The sequence below is a fragment of the Enterobacter genomosp. O genome, assembly GCF_001022965.1.
Classification (GTDB): Bacteria; Pseudomonadota; Gammaproteobacteria; order Enterobacterales; family Enterobacteriaceae; genus Enterobacter; species Enterobacter cloacae_L.
The window spans coordinates 191,258-205,224 of the sequence record NZ_LECZ01000025.1 but is presented as its reverse complement, the minus strand read 5'-3'; the positions used below and the strand labels follow the sequence as shown (position 1 = coordinate 205,224).

12 protein-coding genes and 1 pseudogene are annotated in these 13,967 nt (G+C 56.2%); all 13 read left to right on the top strand.

Annotation, left to right across the window (positions count from 1 at the left end):
* Nucleotides 1–86: 86 nt before the first annotated feature.
* The 13 genes and pseudogenes from gspC (at nt 87) to ABR39_RS10840 (ending at nt 13,881) form a co-directional block, all read left to right on the top strand.
* Nucleotides 87–818 carry a type II secretion system protein GspC gene (gene gspC / locus ABR39_RS10900; protein WP_047346952.1) on the top strand — a complete coding sequence of 244 codons (732 nt, stop codon included), beginning with the start codon at nt 87–89 and terminating at the stop codon, nt 816–818.
* Between the two features lie 12 nt (nt 819–830).
* A pseudogene (gene gspD / locus ABR39_RS10895) lies at nt 831–2,774 on the top strand (type II secretion system secretin GspD).
* A 13-nt stretch (nt 2,775–2,787) separates the two neighbouring features.
* On the top strand, nt 2,788–4,266 hold the full coding sequence (gspE, locus tag ABR39_RS10890) for a type II secretion system ATPase GspE (RefSeq protein ID WP_047346951.1): 1,479 nt from the start codon (nt 2,788–2,790) through the stop codon (nt 4,264–4,266).
* The gene (gene gspF / locus ABR39_RS10885; RefSeq protein WP_047346950.1) at nt 4,266–5,474 is read left to right on the top strand and encodes a type II secretion system inner membrane protein GspF; all 1,209 of its coding nucleotides are present in this window, start codon (nt 4,266–4,268) and stop codon (nt 5,472–5,474) included. Before gspE ends, gspF begins: the two co-directional genes overlap by 1 nt.
* A 2-nt stretch (nt 5,475–5,476) precedes the next feature.
* On the top strand, nt 5,477–5,926 hold the full coding sequence (gspG, locus tag ABR39_RS10880) for a type II secretion system major pseudopilin GspG (protein ID WP_047346949.1): 450 nt from the start codon (nt 5,477–5,479) through the stop codon (nt 5,924–5,926).
* The gene (gene gspH / locus ABR39_RS10875) at nt 5,926–6,411 is read left to right on the top strand and encodes a type II secretion system minor pseudopilin GspH (RefSeq protein WP_047346948.1); all 486 of its coding nucleotides are present in this window, start codon (nt 5,926–5,928) and stop codon (nt 6,409–6,411) included. The genes gspG and gspH overlap by 1 nt, the downstream gene beginning before the upstream one ends.
* Nucleotides 6,404–6,784: a type II secretion system minor pseudopilin GspI gene (gene gspI, locus ABR39_RS10870; protein ID WP_047346947.1), complete on the top strand. Its 381-nt coding sequence runs from the start codon at nt 6,404–6,406 to the stop codon at nt 6,782–6,784. Before gspH ends, gspI begins: the two co-directional genes overlap by 8 nt.
* Entirely contained in the window at nt 6,781–7,455 is a 675-nt protein-coding gene (gene gspJ / locus ABR39_RS10865) for a type II secretion system minor pseudopilin GspJ (protein WP_047346946.1), read from the top strand. The genes gspI and gspJ overlap by 4 nt, the downstream gene beginning before the upstream one ends.
* Nucleotides 7,452–8,468 carry a type II secretion system minor pseudopilin GspK gene (gspK, locus tag ABR39_RS10860; RefSeq protein WP_047346945.1) on the top strand — a complete coding sequence of 339 codons (1,017 nt, stop codon included), beginning with the start codon at nt 7,452–7,454 and terminating at the stop codon, nt 8,466–8,468. Before gspJ ends, gspK begins: the two co-directional genes overlap by 4 nt.
* Nucleotides 8,469–8,483: 15 nt before the next feature.
* Nucleotides 8,484–9,614, top strand: coding sequence for a type II secretion system protein GspL (gene gspL / locus ABR39_RS10855; protein WP_047346944.1), 1,131 nt, complete (start codon nt 8,484–8,486; stop codon nt 9,612–9,614).
* A complete protein-coding gene (locus ABR39_RS10850) occupies nt 9,611–10,096 on the top strand; it encodes a type II secretion system protein M (protein ID WP_047346943.1) in 486 nt (161 codons plus the stop codon). Before gspL ends, ABR39_RS10850 begins: the two co-directional genes overlap by 4 nt.
* Nucleotides 10,093–10,890 carry a prepilin peptidase gene (locus ABR39_RS10845; protein ID WP_047346942.1) on the top strand — a complete coding sequence of 266 codons (798 nt, stop codon included), beginning with the start codon at nt 10,093–10,095 and terminating at the stop codon, nt 10,888–10,890. Before ABR39_RS10850 ends, ABR39_RS10845 begins: the two co-directional genes overlap by 4 nt.
* Before the next feature lie 261 nt (nt 10,891–11,151).
* Nucleotides 11,152–13,881 (top strand): glycosyl hydrolase family 18 protein, encoded by a 2,730-nt coding sequence (locus tag ABR39_RS10840; protein ID WP_047346941.1) that lies wholly within the window; start codon nt 11,152–11,154, stop codon nt 13,879–13,881.
* Nucleotides 13,882–13,967: the final 86 nt, after the last annotated feature.

The following is a 13,967-nucleotide window of genomic DNA, read 5'->3' as shown; positions in this document are numbered from 1 at the left end:
CACGTCGCTGCGAATGACTGCTTTGCTAAAAGGCCGGATAAATAATGAGGAACGCACTCCTTTCCCGTGTAATGACACCCTGCATTATGCTTGTCATGCTGATATTTTGCAGCCAGCAGGGTTATGTCGTTTATAAAGATTATAAGAAAGTTACGAATAAGTTAGCGAATGCAGATAAGCCGGCGCTAAAAAAACGTGACGCTGAAAAAAACTTTGGCCTTTTCACCGCGGCAGTGCGTCAAAGCGACGCGCCTGTTGCAACAAAAGCGCCGTTATCAGCAGAAATCGAAGGCATTATTCGCAGCGATGAATCATGGCTGTCGTTTGCCGTGATCAAGACCCCAGCCGGGCAGCAGAGCTACCGGGAAGGGGAGTCGCTGGTGGGTTTCGATGGCGCTTATATAGATGAAATTAATAAAGATAATGTGGTTGTGCAGTACGAGGGGGCGAAACAGACGCTGGCCCTCAAGAAACCGGCTTATTTTAAGGGCGGCGTAGACAGCGGCCCGGTTACCAAATCGAAAAAAGATGCAGGCGCCGACAGTCTGCATCTCGATGATTATCTGGTGTTAAAACCGTTAATCGATAAGGGCCAACTGGAAGGCTTTAATATTAATCCACGGAATGCGTCTCCTTTTTACAGCGATACAGGGCTGGAAAAAGGGGATGTGGTAGTGAAAGTCAACGACGTCGATATGACGAAAGAAGCGCAGGCGAAAAATATCATCGCCAACTGGTCGAAAATGAAAGAGGCGGAGGTCGTCGTAAGACGGCACGCTCACCTTGAAAATATTCGGGTTAATGTTTTAAACAATTAACAAGTGTACATCATGAAGAAATTTCCGTGGGCGTGCGTGGCGCTGACCGCATTGTCGTTATATTCCAGTTCGCTGCTTGCAGCTAACTTTAGCGCCAGCTTTAAAAATACTGATATTCGCGAATTTATCGATACGGTAGGTCGCAATCTGAATAAAACCATTCTCGTCGACCCGTCCGTTCAGGGCACCGTGTCGGTGAGAACCTATAACGTGCTGTCGGAAGATGAATATTATCAGTTCTTCCTGAGCGTGCTGGATCTCTATGGTCTGTCGGTTATCCCGATGGATAACGGCATGGTCAAAGTGGTGCGCTCAAGCGTGGCGCGTACTGCCGGTGTTCCGGTGGCCGACAGCAAAAACCCGGGCAAAGGGGATGAGATCATCACCCGCGTGGTGCGCATGGAAAACGTGCCGGTGCGCGAGCTGGCTCCGCTGCTGCGTCAGCTGAACGATGCCTCCGGTATTGGTAACGTGGTGCATTTCGAGCCGTCCAACGTGCTGCTGTTAACCGGTAAAGCCTCGGTGGTTAACCGCCTGGTGGATCTGGTTGAGCGCGTGGATCGTTCCGGCATGCAGCGCCGTGAAATCGTGCCTCTGCGCTTTGCCTCCGCCAAAGAGCTTTCCGATATGTTGAACAACCTCAACAACGAAGAGCAGAAAGGGCAGAACGCGCCGCAGCTGGCGACCAAAGTGGTGGCCGATGACGAAACCAACAGCCTGGTGATCAGCGGCACCGAAGATGCGCGTGCGCGTACCCGTTCGCTGATTGGCCAGCTCGATCGCGAGCAGAATAACGAGGGCAACACCCGCGTCTTCTAACTGAAATACGCCAACGCCTCGAAAGTGGTGCCGGTGCTGACCGGTATTGGCGAACAGCTGAAAGACAAAGCAGGGACGCCGAAAAGCAAAACTGTCTCAACGTCGTCAAGCGACCTGAATATCACCGCCGACGAGTCTACCAACTCGCTGGTGATCACCGCTCAGCCAAACGTCATGAACTCCCTGGAGAAGGTGATCGACAAGCTGGATATTCGCCGTCCGCAGGTGCTGGTGGAAGCCATCATTGCTGAAGTACAGGACGGTAACGGCATGGATCTGGGCGTGCAGTGGACCAGCTCGCACGGTGGCGTGCAGTTTGGCTCAACCGGTCTGCCGATCAGCCAGATCAAGAACAAGTCGATCAAAACGGCCAGCTTCACGGGCCTGGCGACCGGCTTCTTTAACGGTGACTTTGGCGCGCTGATGACGGCGCTCTCTACCACCGGGAAAAACGACATTCTCTCCACGCCAAGCGTGGTAACGCTTGATAACAAAGAAGCGTCGTTCAACGTCGGTCAGGACGTGCCGGTGCTGTCCGGTTCCCAGACCACCAGCGGCGATAACGTCTTTAACTCGGTTGAGCGTAAAACCGTCGGTACCAAGCTGAAGATTGTTCCGCAGATCAACGACGGGGACATGATCCACCTGAAGATCGAGCAGGAAGTCTCCAGCGTCGACGCCAGCGCAACCACAGACGCCAGCCTGGGCCCAACCTTCAATACCCGCACCATCAACAACGAAGTGATGGTCCACAGCGGGCAGACGGTGGTGCTGGGCGGGCTGATGGAGAACGTCAATAAGCAGAACGTCTCGAAAGTGCCGCTGCTCGGCGATCTTCCGCTGGTGGGACAGCTGTTCCGTTACACCTCGCAGGACACGTCGAAGCGCAACCTGATGGTATTTATCCATACCACCGTACTGCGTGATGACGACAACTACAGCGCGGCGACGAAAGAGAAATACGATCAGATGCGTGCGCGTCAGCAGCAGCGTATGGAAGAGAAGAAGCTGGGTATTGTTGAAAACAATGATGTCCCGGTCCTTCCGGCCTTCCCGAAGCAGGATCATTCAACGCCAGTGGGCGTAACGGCTCCGGCGACCTCATCGTCAGCGTCCCGCAACCCGTTCAAAGAGTAAGCGGAGGTGATGCGTGGATGAACTGACAAAACAGCTTTGCACCAGCAGCTTTGCAAAGGATCACGGCATCCTGTTCTGGGAAGACACGGTCTATATCCGTGAGGGCGTGCCTGCGTTTGCGCTGCTGGAGATGCGCCGGGTGCTGGGGCGCGCGTTCGTGCCCCAGACGCTGAGCGCTGAAGCGTTCGATGAAATGCTGGGCAAAATCTGGCAGCAGAGTAGCGGCGTTTCACAGCAGCTGGTCGATGATATGGATGCGGATATCGATTTGATGGCGTTAACCGAGGAGATCCCGGACAACGAAGATCTGCTCGATAACGACGAAAACTCGCCGGTGATCCGCCTGATCAACGCCATTCTTGGCGAAGCGGTCAAAGACGGCGCGTCGGATATCCATATCGAAACCTTCGAGCGCACGCTGAGCATCCGTTTTCGCGTTGACGGCGTGCTGCGCCCGGTGCTGCAGCCAGCGCGCAAGCTCGCGCCGCTGCTGGTATCGCGTATTAAGGTTATGTCGAAGCTCGACATCGCCGAAAAACGTCTGCCGCAGGATGGCCGTATCTCACTGCGTATTGGCCGCAAGGCCATCGACGTGCGCGTGTCGACCATTCCGTCGCAGTACGGCGAACGCGTGGTTATGCGTCTGCTCGACAAAAGCAACCTGAAGCCGGACATCAACAAGCTCGGACTCATTGATGAAGAGCTGGAAAAACTGAAAGGGCTGATTGGCCGCCCGCACGGCATTATCCTGGTCACCGGGCCGACAGGCTCCGGTAAAAGTACCACCCTGTACGCCATTCTCTCGGCGCTGAACGGGCATGAACGCAACATTCTGACCGTTGAAGATCCGATTGAATACGAGCTGGAAGGGGTGGGACAGACGCAGGTCAACCCGCGCGTGGACATGACCTTTGCCCGCGGCCTGCGCGCCATTTTGCGTCAGGATCCGGACGTGGTGATGATCGGGGAAATCCGTGACGGCGAAACCGCGCAAATTGCGGTTCAGGCGTCGCTCACCGGTCACCTGGTCATGTCTACGCTGCACACCAACAGTGCGGCGGGGGCCATTACCCGTCTGCGGGATATGGGCCTGGAGTCATTTTTGATTGGATCGTCGTTACTTGGCGTCATTGCCCAGCGTCTGGTGCGTCGGCTGTGTCCGCACTGCCGTACCACCAGTTCGCTGGATGACAATGAAAAGGCGTTATTCAGCTTTATGGATACCCCGCCGAAAGCGATTTATCGCGCCGTGGGCTGTGAGCATTGTCGCCAGAGCGGCTACCAGGGACGCGCGGGGATCCACGAGTTTCTGGTGGTCGACAGCACCATGCGCCGCGCCATCCATGAAGACAAAGACGAGATGTCCATCGAGACCGAGCTGTTCAAGCAGGCCTACAGCCTGCGCGAAAACGGCCTGATGAAGGTCATCAGCGGCGTCACCTCGCTGGAAGAGGTGATGCGCGTGACCGCCGAGCGTGGAGGCGATGAATAATGGCTTTCTACGCGTGGACCGCCACCGATGCCGCCGGGAAAACCCAGCGCGGCACGCTGCAGGCGGAAGGGCCAAAGCAGGTGCGCCAGGCGCTGCGCGAGCAAAAACTGATGCCGGTAACGATCGCGGTTACTAGCGAAAAGGCGGCCAGCGCCAAAGCCAAAACCGGGGCCAAACTCTCTGTGCCGGTGCTGTCGATGTTTACCCGTCAGCTGTCGACGCTGGTTAACGCGTCGCTGCCGCTGGAGAGCGCCCTGAAGGCGATTTCGAAGCAGACGGAAGACAAAAAGCTGGCGGCGATGGTGGTTGAAATTCGCGAGAAAGTGGTGGAAGGCCACACGCTGTTTGACGCCTTCAGCCAGTTCCCGCGCACCTTCGACAAGCTGTACTGCACGCTGGTGATGGCCGGGGAGAAAACCGGTCACCTGGGCGATGTGCTGGAGAAGCTGGCGGAGTACAACGAGCAGCGCCAGAAGATGAAAAGCAAGCTGACCCAGGCGATGGTCTACCCCATCACCCTGACGGTGGTCGCCGTGGCGGTGATCTCCATCCTGCTGGTGGCGGTGGTGCCGCAGGTGATCGAGCAGTTTGTACACATGAAGCAGCAGCTGCCGATCACCACCCGCACGCTGATCGCGGTGAGCGATTTCCTGCAGGCGTACGGGATCTATATTGCCGGAGGCCTGTTCGGCGCGGCTGTCGGCTTTAAGGCCTGGGTGAAGAAAAAGGCGAACCGTTTTCGCTGGAACAGCTGGCTGGTGAACGGCTCGCCGATCAAAAAGCTGGTCTGCGCCATCAACAGCGCGCGCTATATCCGCACGCTCAGCATCCTGCAGGCCAGCAGCGTTCCGCTGCTCGAGGGGATGTATATCGCGATGGACGGGATTGAAAACCTCTATGCCCGGCAGGTGCTGGAGCAGGCGGCAGATACCGTACGTCAGGGGGCGTCCCTGTATAACGCGCTGGACCAGGCGAAGCTCTTTCCGCCAACCATGCTTTACATGATTGCCTCCGGCGAAGAGAGCGGGGAATTAGGTTCATTAATGGATCGCGCCGCGGAAAACCAGGAATCGGCACTGCAACATCGAATTACGTTAACACTGTCGGTCTTTGAACCGGCACTGGTGGTGACAATGGCGACAGTGGTTTTATTTATCGTACTGTCAATATTACAGCCGCTTCTTCAGCTCAATAATATGGTGGGTTAAATATGTCTTTAAAACGAAATAGCCTGAAACATCAGGCCGGGTTTACTTTGCTCGAATTAATGGTGGTTATCGTTATTCTCGGCGTTCTCGCCAGTATGGTGGTGCCAAATTTAATGGGAAATAAAGAAAAGGCGGATGCCCAGAAAGCCACCAGCGATATTGTGGCGCTGGAAGGTTCACTGGATATGTACAAGCTGGATAACCACCGTTATCCGACAACCGAGCAGGGCCTGCAGGCGCTGGTGACCAAACCGGAAATCGCGCCGATCCCGAAAAACTACCGTGACGACGGCTATATTCGCCGCCTGCCGCAGGATCCATGGGGTAACGATTACATCCTCGTCAGCCCTGGTGAACATGGCGCGGTAGATGTTTTCTCTGCGGGCCCGGATGCCGAAGCCAATACGGCTGACGATATTACCAACTGGTCTTTAGATAAAAAAGATAAGTAATGAATAAGCAACGTGGGTTTACCTTGCTGGAAATTATTCTGGCGCTGGTGATATTCGCCACCTGCGCCATGATGGTGGTATCAACGATCCCATCGCGCAGTGGCGCAGATATTTTCGGTCAACAGTTAAAAGCCCTCGTTGAATATGGTTCAGACCGTGCCGTGATGGACGGAAATATCGTGGGGCTTGTGGTGACAACGTCAGAATATCAGCTGGTGACCTGGGCGAAAAAAGATGGCGAGCGGCACTGGGAACCCCTGACCGCCGGGCGCATTCTCACCCACGGTCAGTTTCCTGAAGAGATGCACGTGTCGCTTTCGCCCCAGCGTATTGCCGCCACGACGGACACCGCGCCACAAATCGTCTTTTTGCCGGACGGGGAGATCAGCCGTTTTACGCTCTCCCTGCAAAGTTTCGACAAAAAGCAGCGCTTCAACGTGGTGTCGCAAGGCGCATCTCCGGTGTCGGTAGAGAACGATGAGTAAACGCAAAGGCAGAGAGCAGGGCATGACCCTGCTGGAAGTGATGGTGGCGCTGGTCATTTTTTCCACGGCCGCGCTGGCGCTGATGAACTCCGTCTCGCTGAACGTGCGCTTTACCCACGGCCTGGGCGAAACGCTCCAGGCGAGCTGGGTGGCCGAAAATCAGCTGGTGGAAGCACAGCTGAGCAAAACGCCGTTCCCGGATGCCATGCAGACGGGAACGGAAACGATGGGCGGCAGAAACTGGACCTGGCACAAGCAGCGGGTCAAAACCGCGGAAAATCGCTTTGCCGATGAGATCCAGGTGTATGCCGAAGGCGATGACGATAAGTCGGTGCTGTCCCTGCAAGTCGCCGAGCCGGGAGTGAAAAAATGAGCAAGCGCATCCAGCGCCAGCAGGGTTTTACCCTGCTGGAAATCATGATTGCACTGACCATCTTCGCCATTATCAGCTCGCTGGCCTGGCAGATCCTGGACGGCGCCATGAAAACGTCGAACGCAACGGATGTTGCCGCCACCAAATTAAACCAGCTCCAGCGTACCTATAACCTGCTGGAGCGCGATTTCTTTCAGCTTCAGGCGCGCGCCCCGCGCAACGAGCCTGAGGTTTTTGAGCAAAAAGACGATGCCCTGTCGCTGACCACCCTGAACGGCGTGAGCGGGCAGGTGCAGCTGGAGCGCGTGCGCTGGCGGCTGAAGGACAAAAAACTGTGGCGGGATATCTGGCCGGTTATCGACAGCCCCGCGGGCGTGAAGCCGGAAGAGGTGCCGATCCTGAGCGACGTAAAAACCATGGCGTGGCGCTTCTGGAAAGACGGCTGGCAGAACAAGTGGCCCGATACCGCGCACCAGCCGGACGGCGTGGAGCTGCTGCTGACCATGGAGAACGGTGACACCTGGCGCTGGGTCTTTACCACCCCAGGCGATATGCCAACGACGCCTGCGGCTGCCCCTACAGAGGAGGGCGCCGCGGCGGCTGCACCGACCGATCCGGCGGCACCTGCCCCAGCACCAGCACAGCCATCGCCGTCTGGAGAGACAAAATGAGCGGAAAATCGGTGCGGAAACAGCGCGGCGTTGCGCTGCTGGTGGTGTTAATTTTGCTCGTCCTGATGTCGGCGCTGGCCGCCAAAATCAGCCAGCAGTTCTGCCGCAATTTGCAGAAAACGCATTACCAGGTAAGCCAGCAGCTGCTGCGCTGGTCCATGCAGAGCCAGCAAAAAACGATTGAAGATCGGCTCCAGACTTACGCCAGCGGCGAAGGTAAAGGGCTTTCGCCGAAGGGCGAATGGGTGGAACCGGTGGAAACCGAAGGCGAAAACTACACCGTCGTCAGCCAGATTGAGGACGCCCAGACCTGCTTTAACGTCAATAACCTGCTGGCGGCAGACCCGGCACCAGCGCCAGAGACCGCGGGCGCACTGCCGGAAAAACCGGTGAAAGAGCGCATCGTTGAGCAACTGCTTGCCGACAGCGGCGTTTCATCCGGTGATGCAGAAGAGATCTACCAGCAGCTGGTGGACTATCTCGACGGCGATACCACCACGGCCAAAGAGGGGCTGGAAACCGATGCCTGGGCCGGCGTGGAGCCAGCAAGACAGCCTGCCAATCAGATGATGCGCACGGCTGGCGAACTGAAGCTGCTGCCCGCGTTTCCGCAGGCGGCTTACGGCAAGGTCAGCAAGGTGCTTTGTGCGTTACCCGACAGCGCCAGCAAGGTGGATATCAACACGTTGACGTCGGAGCAGGCGCCCCTGCTGTCGGCCCTGTTTATCGGCTCGCTCAACGTCGATGAGGCCACGCGTTTGCTCGCCTCGCGCCCGGAAGACGGGTGGGAGTCGATGGAGGCATTCCAGAAAGAGCTTGAGACAAATTATCCGCAGACTAAAGACGCCCTCAAGCAGGTTCAGGCGTTTCTCGCGGTAAACAGTACGTATTTCCAGGTCAACAGTACCGGCAATACGGATGATTTAACGCTGCGCGTCGTCAGCCAGCTTCATGTTGATAATGAAGCGGGCAAGGTCATTACCTGGCAACGCCGCTACCGAATGGTTGAATAAGAAAAGACTTACTCTATGAAACAGGTGCTTTTTGTTCGTCCCGACACGCGCGAGGACGGAAACATAATGTGGTGCGAGTCCGGTAGTGACCAGGTAGAAACGCGCCAGACGCTGTCGGCGCTGGCCGATCATGCCCTGGCGGCTCGCGTATGTCTGCTTCTGCCCGCCAGTGAGATGATTTTCCGTCATTTCACGCTGCCCAAAAAAGGCGGTGCGGGGCAGGGGATGCAATTCTCATGGCTGGCGGAAGAGACGCTGATCGGCGAGGTGGATAACCTTCACTGGACGGTGCTGAACAAAAAAGGGCGCGACGTGGACGCGGTGGCGATGGATATCGACCGACTGCAGCACTGGCTCACCCGCTGCGCGGAGGCCGGGCTGACGGTGGTGCAGGTGCTGCCGGACGCCATTCTCCTGCCGGTGGCCGAGGGCGGCAGTACGCTGGTCGCCATGGACGACGGCTACTGGATGCGCTATTCGCCGTTCGGCGCCTGTGAAACCGATGACGCGCTGCTGCCCCTGCTGCTGAGCCAGCAGGGCGCAGGCGAGATTGTCTGCTATGGCGAAGCGCCTGCGGACGTTCAGGTTGAACCGCTCCCCTGGCAGCACCCGCTGGTGCTGATCCAGCCCCAGTGGAAAAACTGTAAAGCGAACCTGTTGCACGGCGACTTTGCGCCAGCCGCGGCGACCGGCGGTTTCCGCCACGCTAAAGCGGCCATGGCGGTCGTGGCGGTGCTGGGCCTCGGGCTGATGATCGGCCCCCGCGTTGGCATGGCGCTGATGCTGACCCAGCAGGAAAACCTGGCCCATCAGCAGATGACCGAGCTGGCCCAGCACTACTTCCCGACGCTGCGTCAAACCACCAACCTGAAATACCACTTCGGCCAGAGTATTAAGAAGGAGAAGAAAGGCGTGTTTCTCCAGCTGGAAGCGCTGGAGCAAATTAAGCAAACGCTCCCTTCCGTTGAGCTGAGCGAAGTGGGATATGACGAGACGCAGAATCTGCTCACGCTGAATATCAGCTCCATGGACGCGACGGCGCTACAGGCGTTCGTCAACAAGGCGAGTGACACGTTCGACTTCACGCTGCAGCCGGTCTCAGGCGAAGCACCTTTTACCGCAATCATTACAGGGAAATATAAATGAAAGAGCGAATTGGACAATTAAAGGCGCGTTATCAGCAGTACAGCCCTCGTGAACGTAATTTATTTAAATTATGCGGCGCCGCGCTGTGCTGCGCCATTATCTGGTACGGCGTCATGATGCCGCTGGATAATATGATTAAAAATAGCGAAAGCACATTAACGAAACAGAAACAAACCCTGAACTGGATGCGTGCTGAAATAAATAAAAACCATCTGCAGGCGAAAGTGGTAAAAACCAATAATCCGCGCAGCGTGGTGGAAGAGAGCGCCAAAGAGATCCACGTCGCGCTGAGTAATATTCAGCAGGACGGGCAATCCATGACGTTTAATATCGACAGAATAAACGTGTATGAACTGAAAAGCTGGCTCAGGGAGGTGAATGTCACTTCCGGCGTGCGTCTTGAAAAAATGGATCTGACCCCGGTCGACCATCTCAGCGACGTAAAGGCGCAGATTAAACTCTCATGGGCGAAAGTGGCATGAGTCCGCTGATGCTGCTGCGCGAGGGCAATCTGCCCGCGCTGTGCCTGATGAGCGGCGCGCTGGGTGGCATTATCGGCAGTTTCTTAGGGGTTGTCGCCGAGCGCATTCCGCCGCTGGTGAAAGAAGAGGTAGGGGCCGGGAATTTACTCTTTCCCGCCTCGCATTGCCCTGAATGCGCCCACCCGCTCTCCTGGTGGGAAAACATTCCTGTCCTGAGCTGGTGCGGCCTGCGCGGCCGCTGCCGCTGCTGCAAATCGGCGATCCCGGTGCGGCTGTTGCTGCTTGAGCTGTCGAGCGCGCTCTTTTTTGCCCTGACGGCCGCGTTTGCGCCGTCGCTGACGGGCCTGATCGCGCTGTGGGTGCTGTGGTGCGGCCTGCTGCCGCTGGCGACCATCGACGCGAAACATATGCTGCTGCCGGACTGCCTGACCCAGCCGCTGCTCTGGGCGGGACTGCTGTATCACGCGCTGTGCCATACGCTGCCGCTGACGGATGCCCTGTACGGGGCGGTGGCGGGCTATCTCTCCCTGTGGCTTCTCTATTGGGCGTTTCGCCTGACGACGGGGCGCGAGGGATTAGGCTACGGCGACTTCAAATTACTGGCCGCGCTGGGCGCATGGTGCGGCTGGATGGCATTGCCCTCTTTATTATTGGTCGCCGCATTAAGCGGTATCGCGTTGTATTGTCTTTTTTATAAATCTGTTAAGAAAAATAACGTTATTCCGTTCGGACCGATGTTGTCACTGGCTGGATTGGTTATTTTTATTCTGCAGACGCTGCAATTCACAATCTGATTTATCTGGTCAAGTTTTTTTTGAAATTTTTTCGGCGAGGGAATGAAAGGACGAAAGACAATTCCCGGCGTATTGTATGGAACATAAGCTTTAAGGATTATCGCTCATGTCTTTTATGGAGGATATTTTTGCGTAATAGATGTTTCGCACAATTAGGTACTTTCGTTATTTAATGTAAATAGCACATTCACTAATCGCCCATGTTATATGGAATACATGGTTGTTTTACATTTTCACAAATACATTTATCAGGAATTAATAATGAAATTTATGAAGCCATCCTATCTGGCACTCTTCGTTGCAGCCGCATCCGGCTCCGCATTCGCCGCAGCGCCAGGTACGCCTTCAATCAGCAGCGGTAACGATAAATTTGCTATCGTTGAAGTCGATCAGGCCGCGCAGGATTACAACAGCCTGATCAAAGTTCACAAAGACGGCGTTGACGTTAAGGTTGAATGGAACGTCTGGAGCGGCGATGCGCCGACGTCCGGTAAAGTTCTGCTCGACGGTCAGACCGTGTGGACTGGCGCAGCCGGTGCATCTGGCTCAGCCACCTTCAAAGTGAAAAAAGGCGGCCGCTATCAGGAGCAGGTTGAACTGTGTAACACCAGCGGCTGTACCAAAAGCGCAAGCAAGCTGATTATCGTTGCGGATACCGACGGTAGCCACCTGCTGCCGCTGAATGCACCGCTGCAGGAAAATAACAAAGCGTTCGCGAAACACACTGATAAAGTGGTTGGCGCATATTTCCCTGAGTGGGGCGTATACGGCCGTAACTTCCCGGTTGATAAAATCCCTGCCTCTAACCTGAACCACATCCTGTATGGCTTCATTCCAATCTGTGGCGGCGACGGCATCAACGACAGCCTGAAATCCGTTGAAGGCGGTAACAGCTTCCAGTCTCTGCAACGCGCCTGTGCTGGCCGTCAGGACTACACCGTTGCCATTCACGATCCGTGGGCTGCGCTGCAAAAACCACAGTCCGGCGTGTCTAACTGGGACGACCCGTACAAAGGTAACTTCGGTCAGCTGATGGCGCTGAAAAAAGCCCATCCAGACATCAAGATCCTGCCTTCCGTGGGCGGCTGGACCCTGTCTGACCCGTTCTTCCAAATGCATGACCCTGCGATCCGTTCACGCTTCGTCGGCTCCGTTAAAGAGTTCCTCCAGACCTGGAAATTCTTCGACGGCGTAGACATCGACTGGGAATTCCCGGGTGGCGGCGGTGAAAACGCAGCGCTGGGCAACCCTGAGCAGGATAAAGCGGCCTATACCGCACTGATGCATGACCTGCGCGCCATGCTGAACGAGCTGTCTGCTCAGACCGGCCGTACTTACGAACTGACTTCCGCGATTGGCGCGGGTAAAGACAAGATCGAAGACGTTGATTACAACCAGGCTCAGCAGTACATGGATCACATCTTCCTGATGAGCTACGACTACTACGGCGGCTGGAGCAACACCGAACTGGGTCACCAGGCGGCGCTGAAAGCACCAGCATGGCGTCCGGAAACCAACTACACCACCGAAAACGGCGTTGAAGCGCTGCTGCAGCAGGGCGTACAGCCAGGCAAGATTGTTGTGGGTACCGCGATGTACGGCCGCGGCTGGACCGGCGTGCATAACTACACCGGCAACAACCCGTTCACCGGCACCGCAACCGGCATGGTTAAAGGCACCTGGGAACCAGGCGTTGTTGACTATCGTCAGATTGTGAACGAATACAAAGGCAAGCCAGGCTGGGAATACGGTTATGACGCGGATGCGGAAGCACCATACGTCTTCAACAAAACTACCGGCGACCTGATCTCCTATGAAGATGCCCGCTCTGCCACTGCAAAAGGTAAGTATGTGCTGGCGAAAAACCTGGGCGGTCTGTTCTCCTGGTCTATCGACTCCGATACAGGGGACATCCTGAACGCGATGAACGAAAGCCTGCTGGGCGGTTCTACTCCGGTTGATCCAGTGGTCACTAACCATGCACCAGTGGCTTCTGCGGCCGATCAGACCGTGACCGGTCCTGCGACCGTAACGCTGGATGGCTCTGCGTCAACCGATCCGGATGGCGATGCGATCACCTACAAATGGACCCAGATCTCTGGCCCATCTGTAACGCTGACCAACAGCACCAAAGCGAAAGCAACCTTCTCCGTGGGCGCTGTCACCAGCAACCAGACCCTGGCATTCCGTCTGACCGTGACCGATGCGAAAGGCCTGAGCAGCACCGCTGACGTGCAGGTTGTGAACAAAGCACCTAAGGCTAACCAGGCACCTGTGGTTAACCAGATGCAGGCTGTGACTCTGGAAGCAGAGCAGTCTTATTCTCTGAACGTGCAGGCTGCGGATCCAGACGGCGATGCGCTGACCTACTCCTGGAGCGTTCCAGCGGATATGCAGGCAACCGGTACTGATACCGCAAGCGTGAACATCACTGCGCCAAACGTAAGCTCTGAATCAACGTACACCCTGAGCGTGATTGTCAGCGATGGTAAAACCAGCGTGCAGTCCAACGTCCAGGTTACCGTAACGCCGAAAGCAGCACCAGTTGTGCCTGATGAAGACACCAACCCGGCAGACGACGTAACGCCACCGGCTGATGACGTAACGCCACCAGCAGACGACACGACGCCAGCAGCAGATGATACCACTCCGGCATCTAACAGCTGTGACGCCCCGGTTGACGCTAACGCCAGCAAATATGCTGCGTGGCAGTCAAGCAAAGTCTACAACAATGGCGATACCGTGAGCTTCGACCATCTGGTGTGGAAAGCGAAATACTGGACGCAGGGCAACCAGCCTGGCTTCGGTGTTGACGCGTGGGAACTGGTCAGCAACGTGAAAATGAACTGGCGTGCAGACATGGTCTACAACGGCGGCGATAAGACGACTTACCAGGGCTTCGAGTACCGCGCGAAATGGTGGACTCAGGGCGACAAACCAGGTAACAGCGATGTATGGGTGAAAGAAGGCGCGTCAGCTGACTGCAAATAATCTTCTGAACCTTAAATTGTGGGTGTGATATCCGCCCACAATCACAGACCACACCCCGCTTCGGGTGTGGTCTGTAACCAAAAATA

What these genes read in the sequence shown, in the direction of transcription:
- gspC (WP_047346952.1), top strand. Translation starts at nt 87, where the DNA reads ATGCTTGTCATGCTGATATTTTGCAGCCAGCAGGGTTATGTCGTTTAT.
- gspF (WP_047346950.1), top strand. Translation starts at nt 4,266, where the DNA reads ATGGCTTTCTACGCGTGGACCGCCACCGATGCCGCCGGGAAAACCCAG.
- gspG (WP_047346949.1), top strand. Translation starts at nt 5,477, where the DNA reads ATGTCTTTAAAACGAAATAGCCTGAAACATCAGGCCGGGTTTACTTTG.
- gspH (WP_047346948.1), top strand. Translation starts at nt 5,926, where the DNA reads ATGAATAAGCAACGTGGGTTTACCTTGCTGGAAATTATTCTGGCGCTG.
- gspI (WP_047346947.1), top strand. Translation starts at nt 6,404, where the DNA reads ATGAGTAAACGCAAAGGCAGAGAGCAGGGCATGACCCTGCTGGAAGTG.
- gspJ (WP_047346946.1), top strand. Translation starts at nt 6,781, where the DNA reads ATGAGCAAGCGCATCCAGCGCCAGCAGGGTTTTACCCTGCTGGAAATC.
- gspK (WP_047346945.1), top strand. Translation starts at nt 7,452, where the DNA reads ATGAGCGGAAAATCGGTGCGGAAACAGCGCGGCGTTGCGCTGCTGGTG.
- gspL (WP_047346944.1), top strand. Translation starts at nt 8,484, where the DNA reads ATGAAACAGGTGCTTTTTGTTCGTCCCGACACGCGCGAGGACGGAAAC.
- ABR39_RS10850 (WP_047346943.1), top strand. Translation starts at nt 9,611, where the DNA reads ATGAAAGAGCGAATTGGACAATTAAAGGCGCGTTATCAGCAGTACAGC.
- ABR39_RS10845 (WP_047346942.1), top strand. Translation starts at nt 10,093, where the DNA reads ATGAGTCCGCTGATGCTGCTGCGCGAGGGCAATCTGCCCGCGCTGTGC.
- ABR39_RS10840 (WP_047346941.1), top strand. Translation starts at nt 11,152, where the DNA reads ATGAAATTTATGAAGCCATCCTATCTGGCACTCTTCGTTGCAGCCGCA.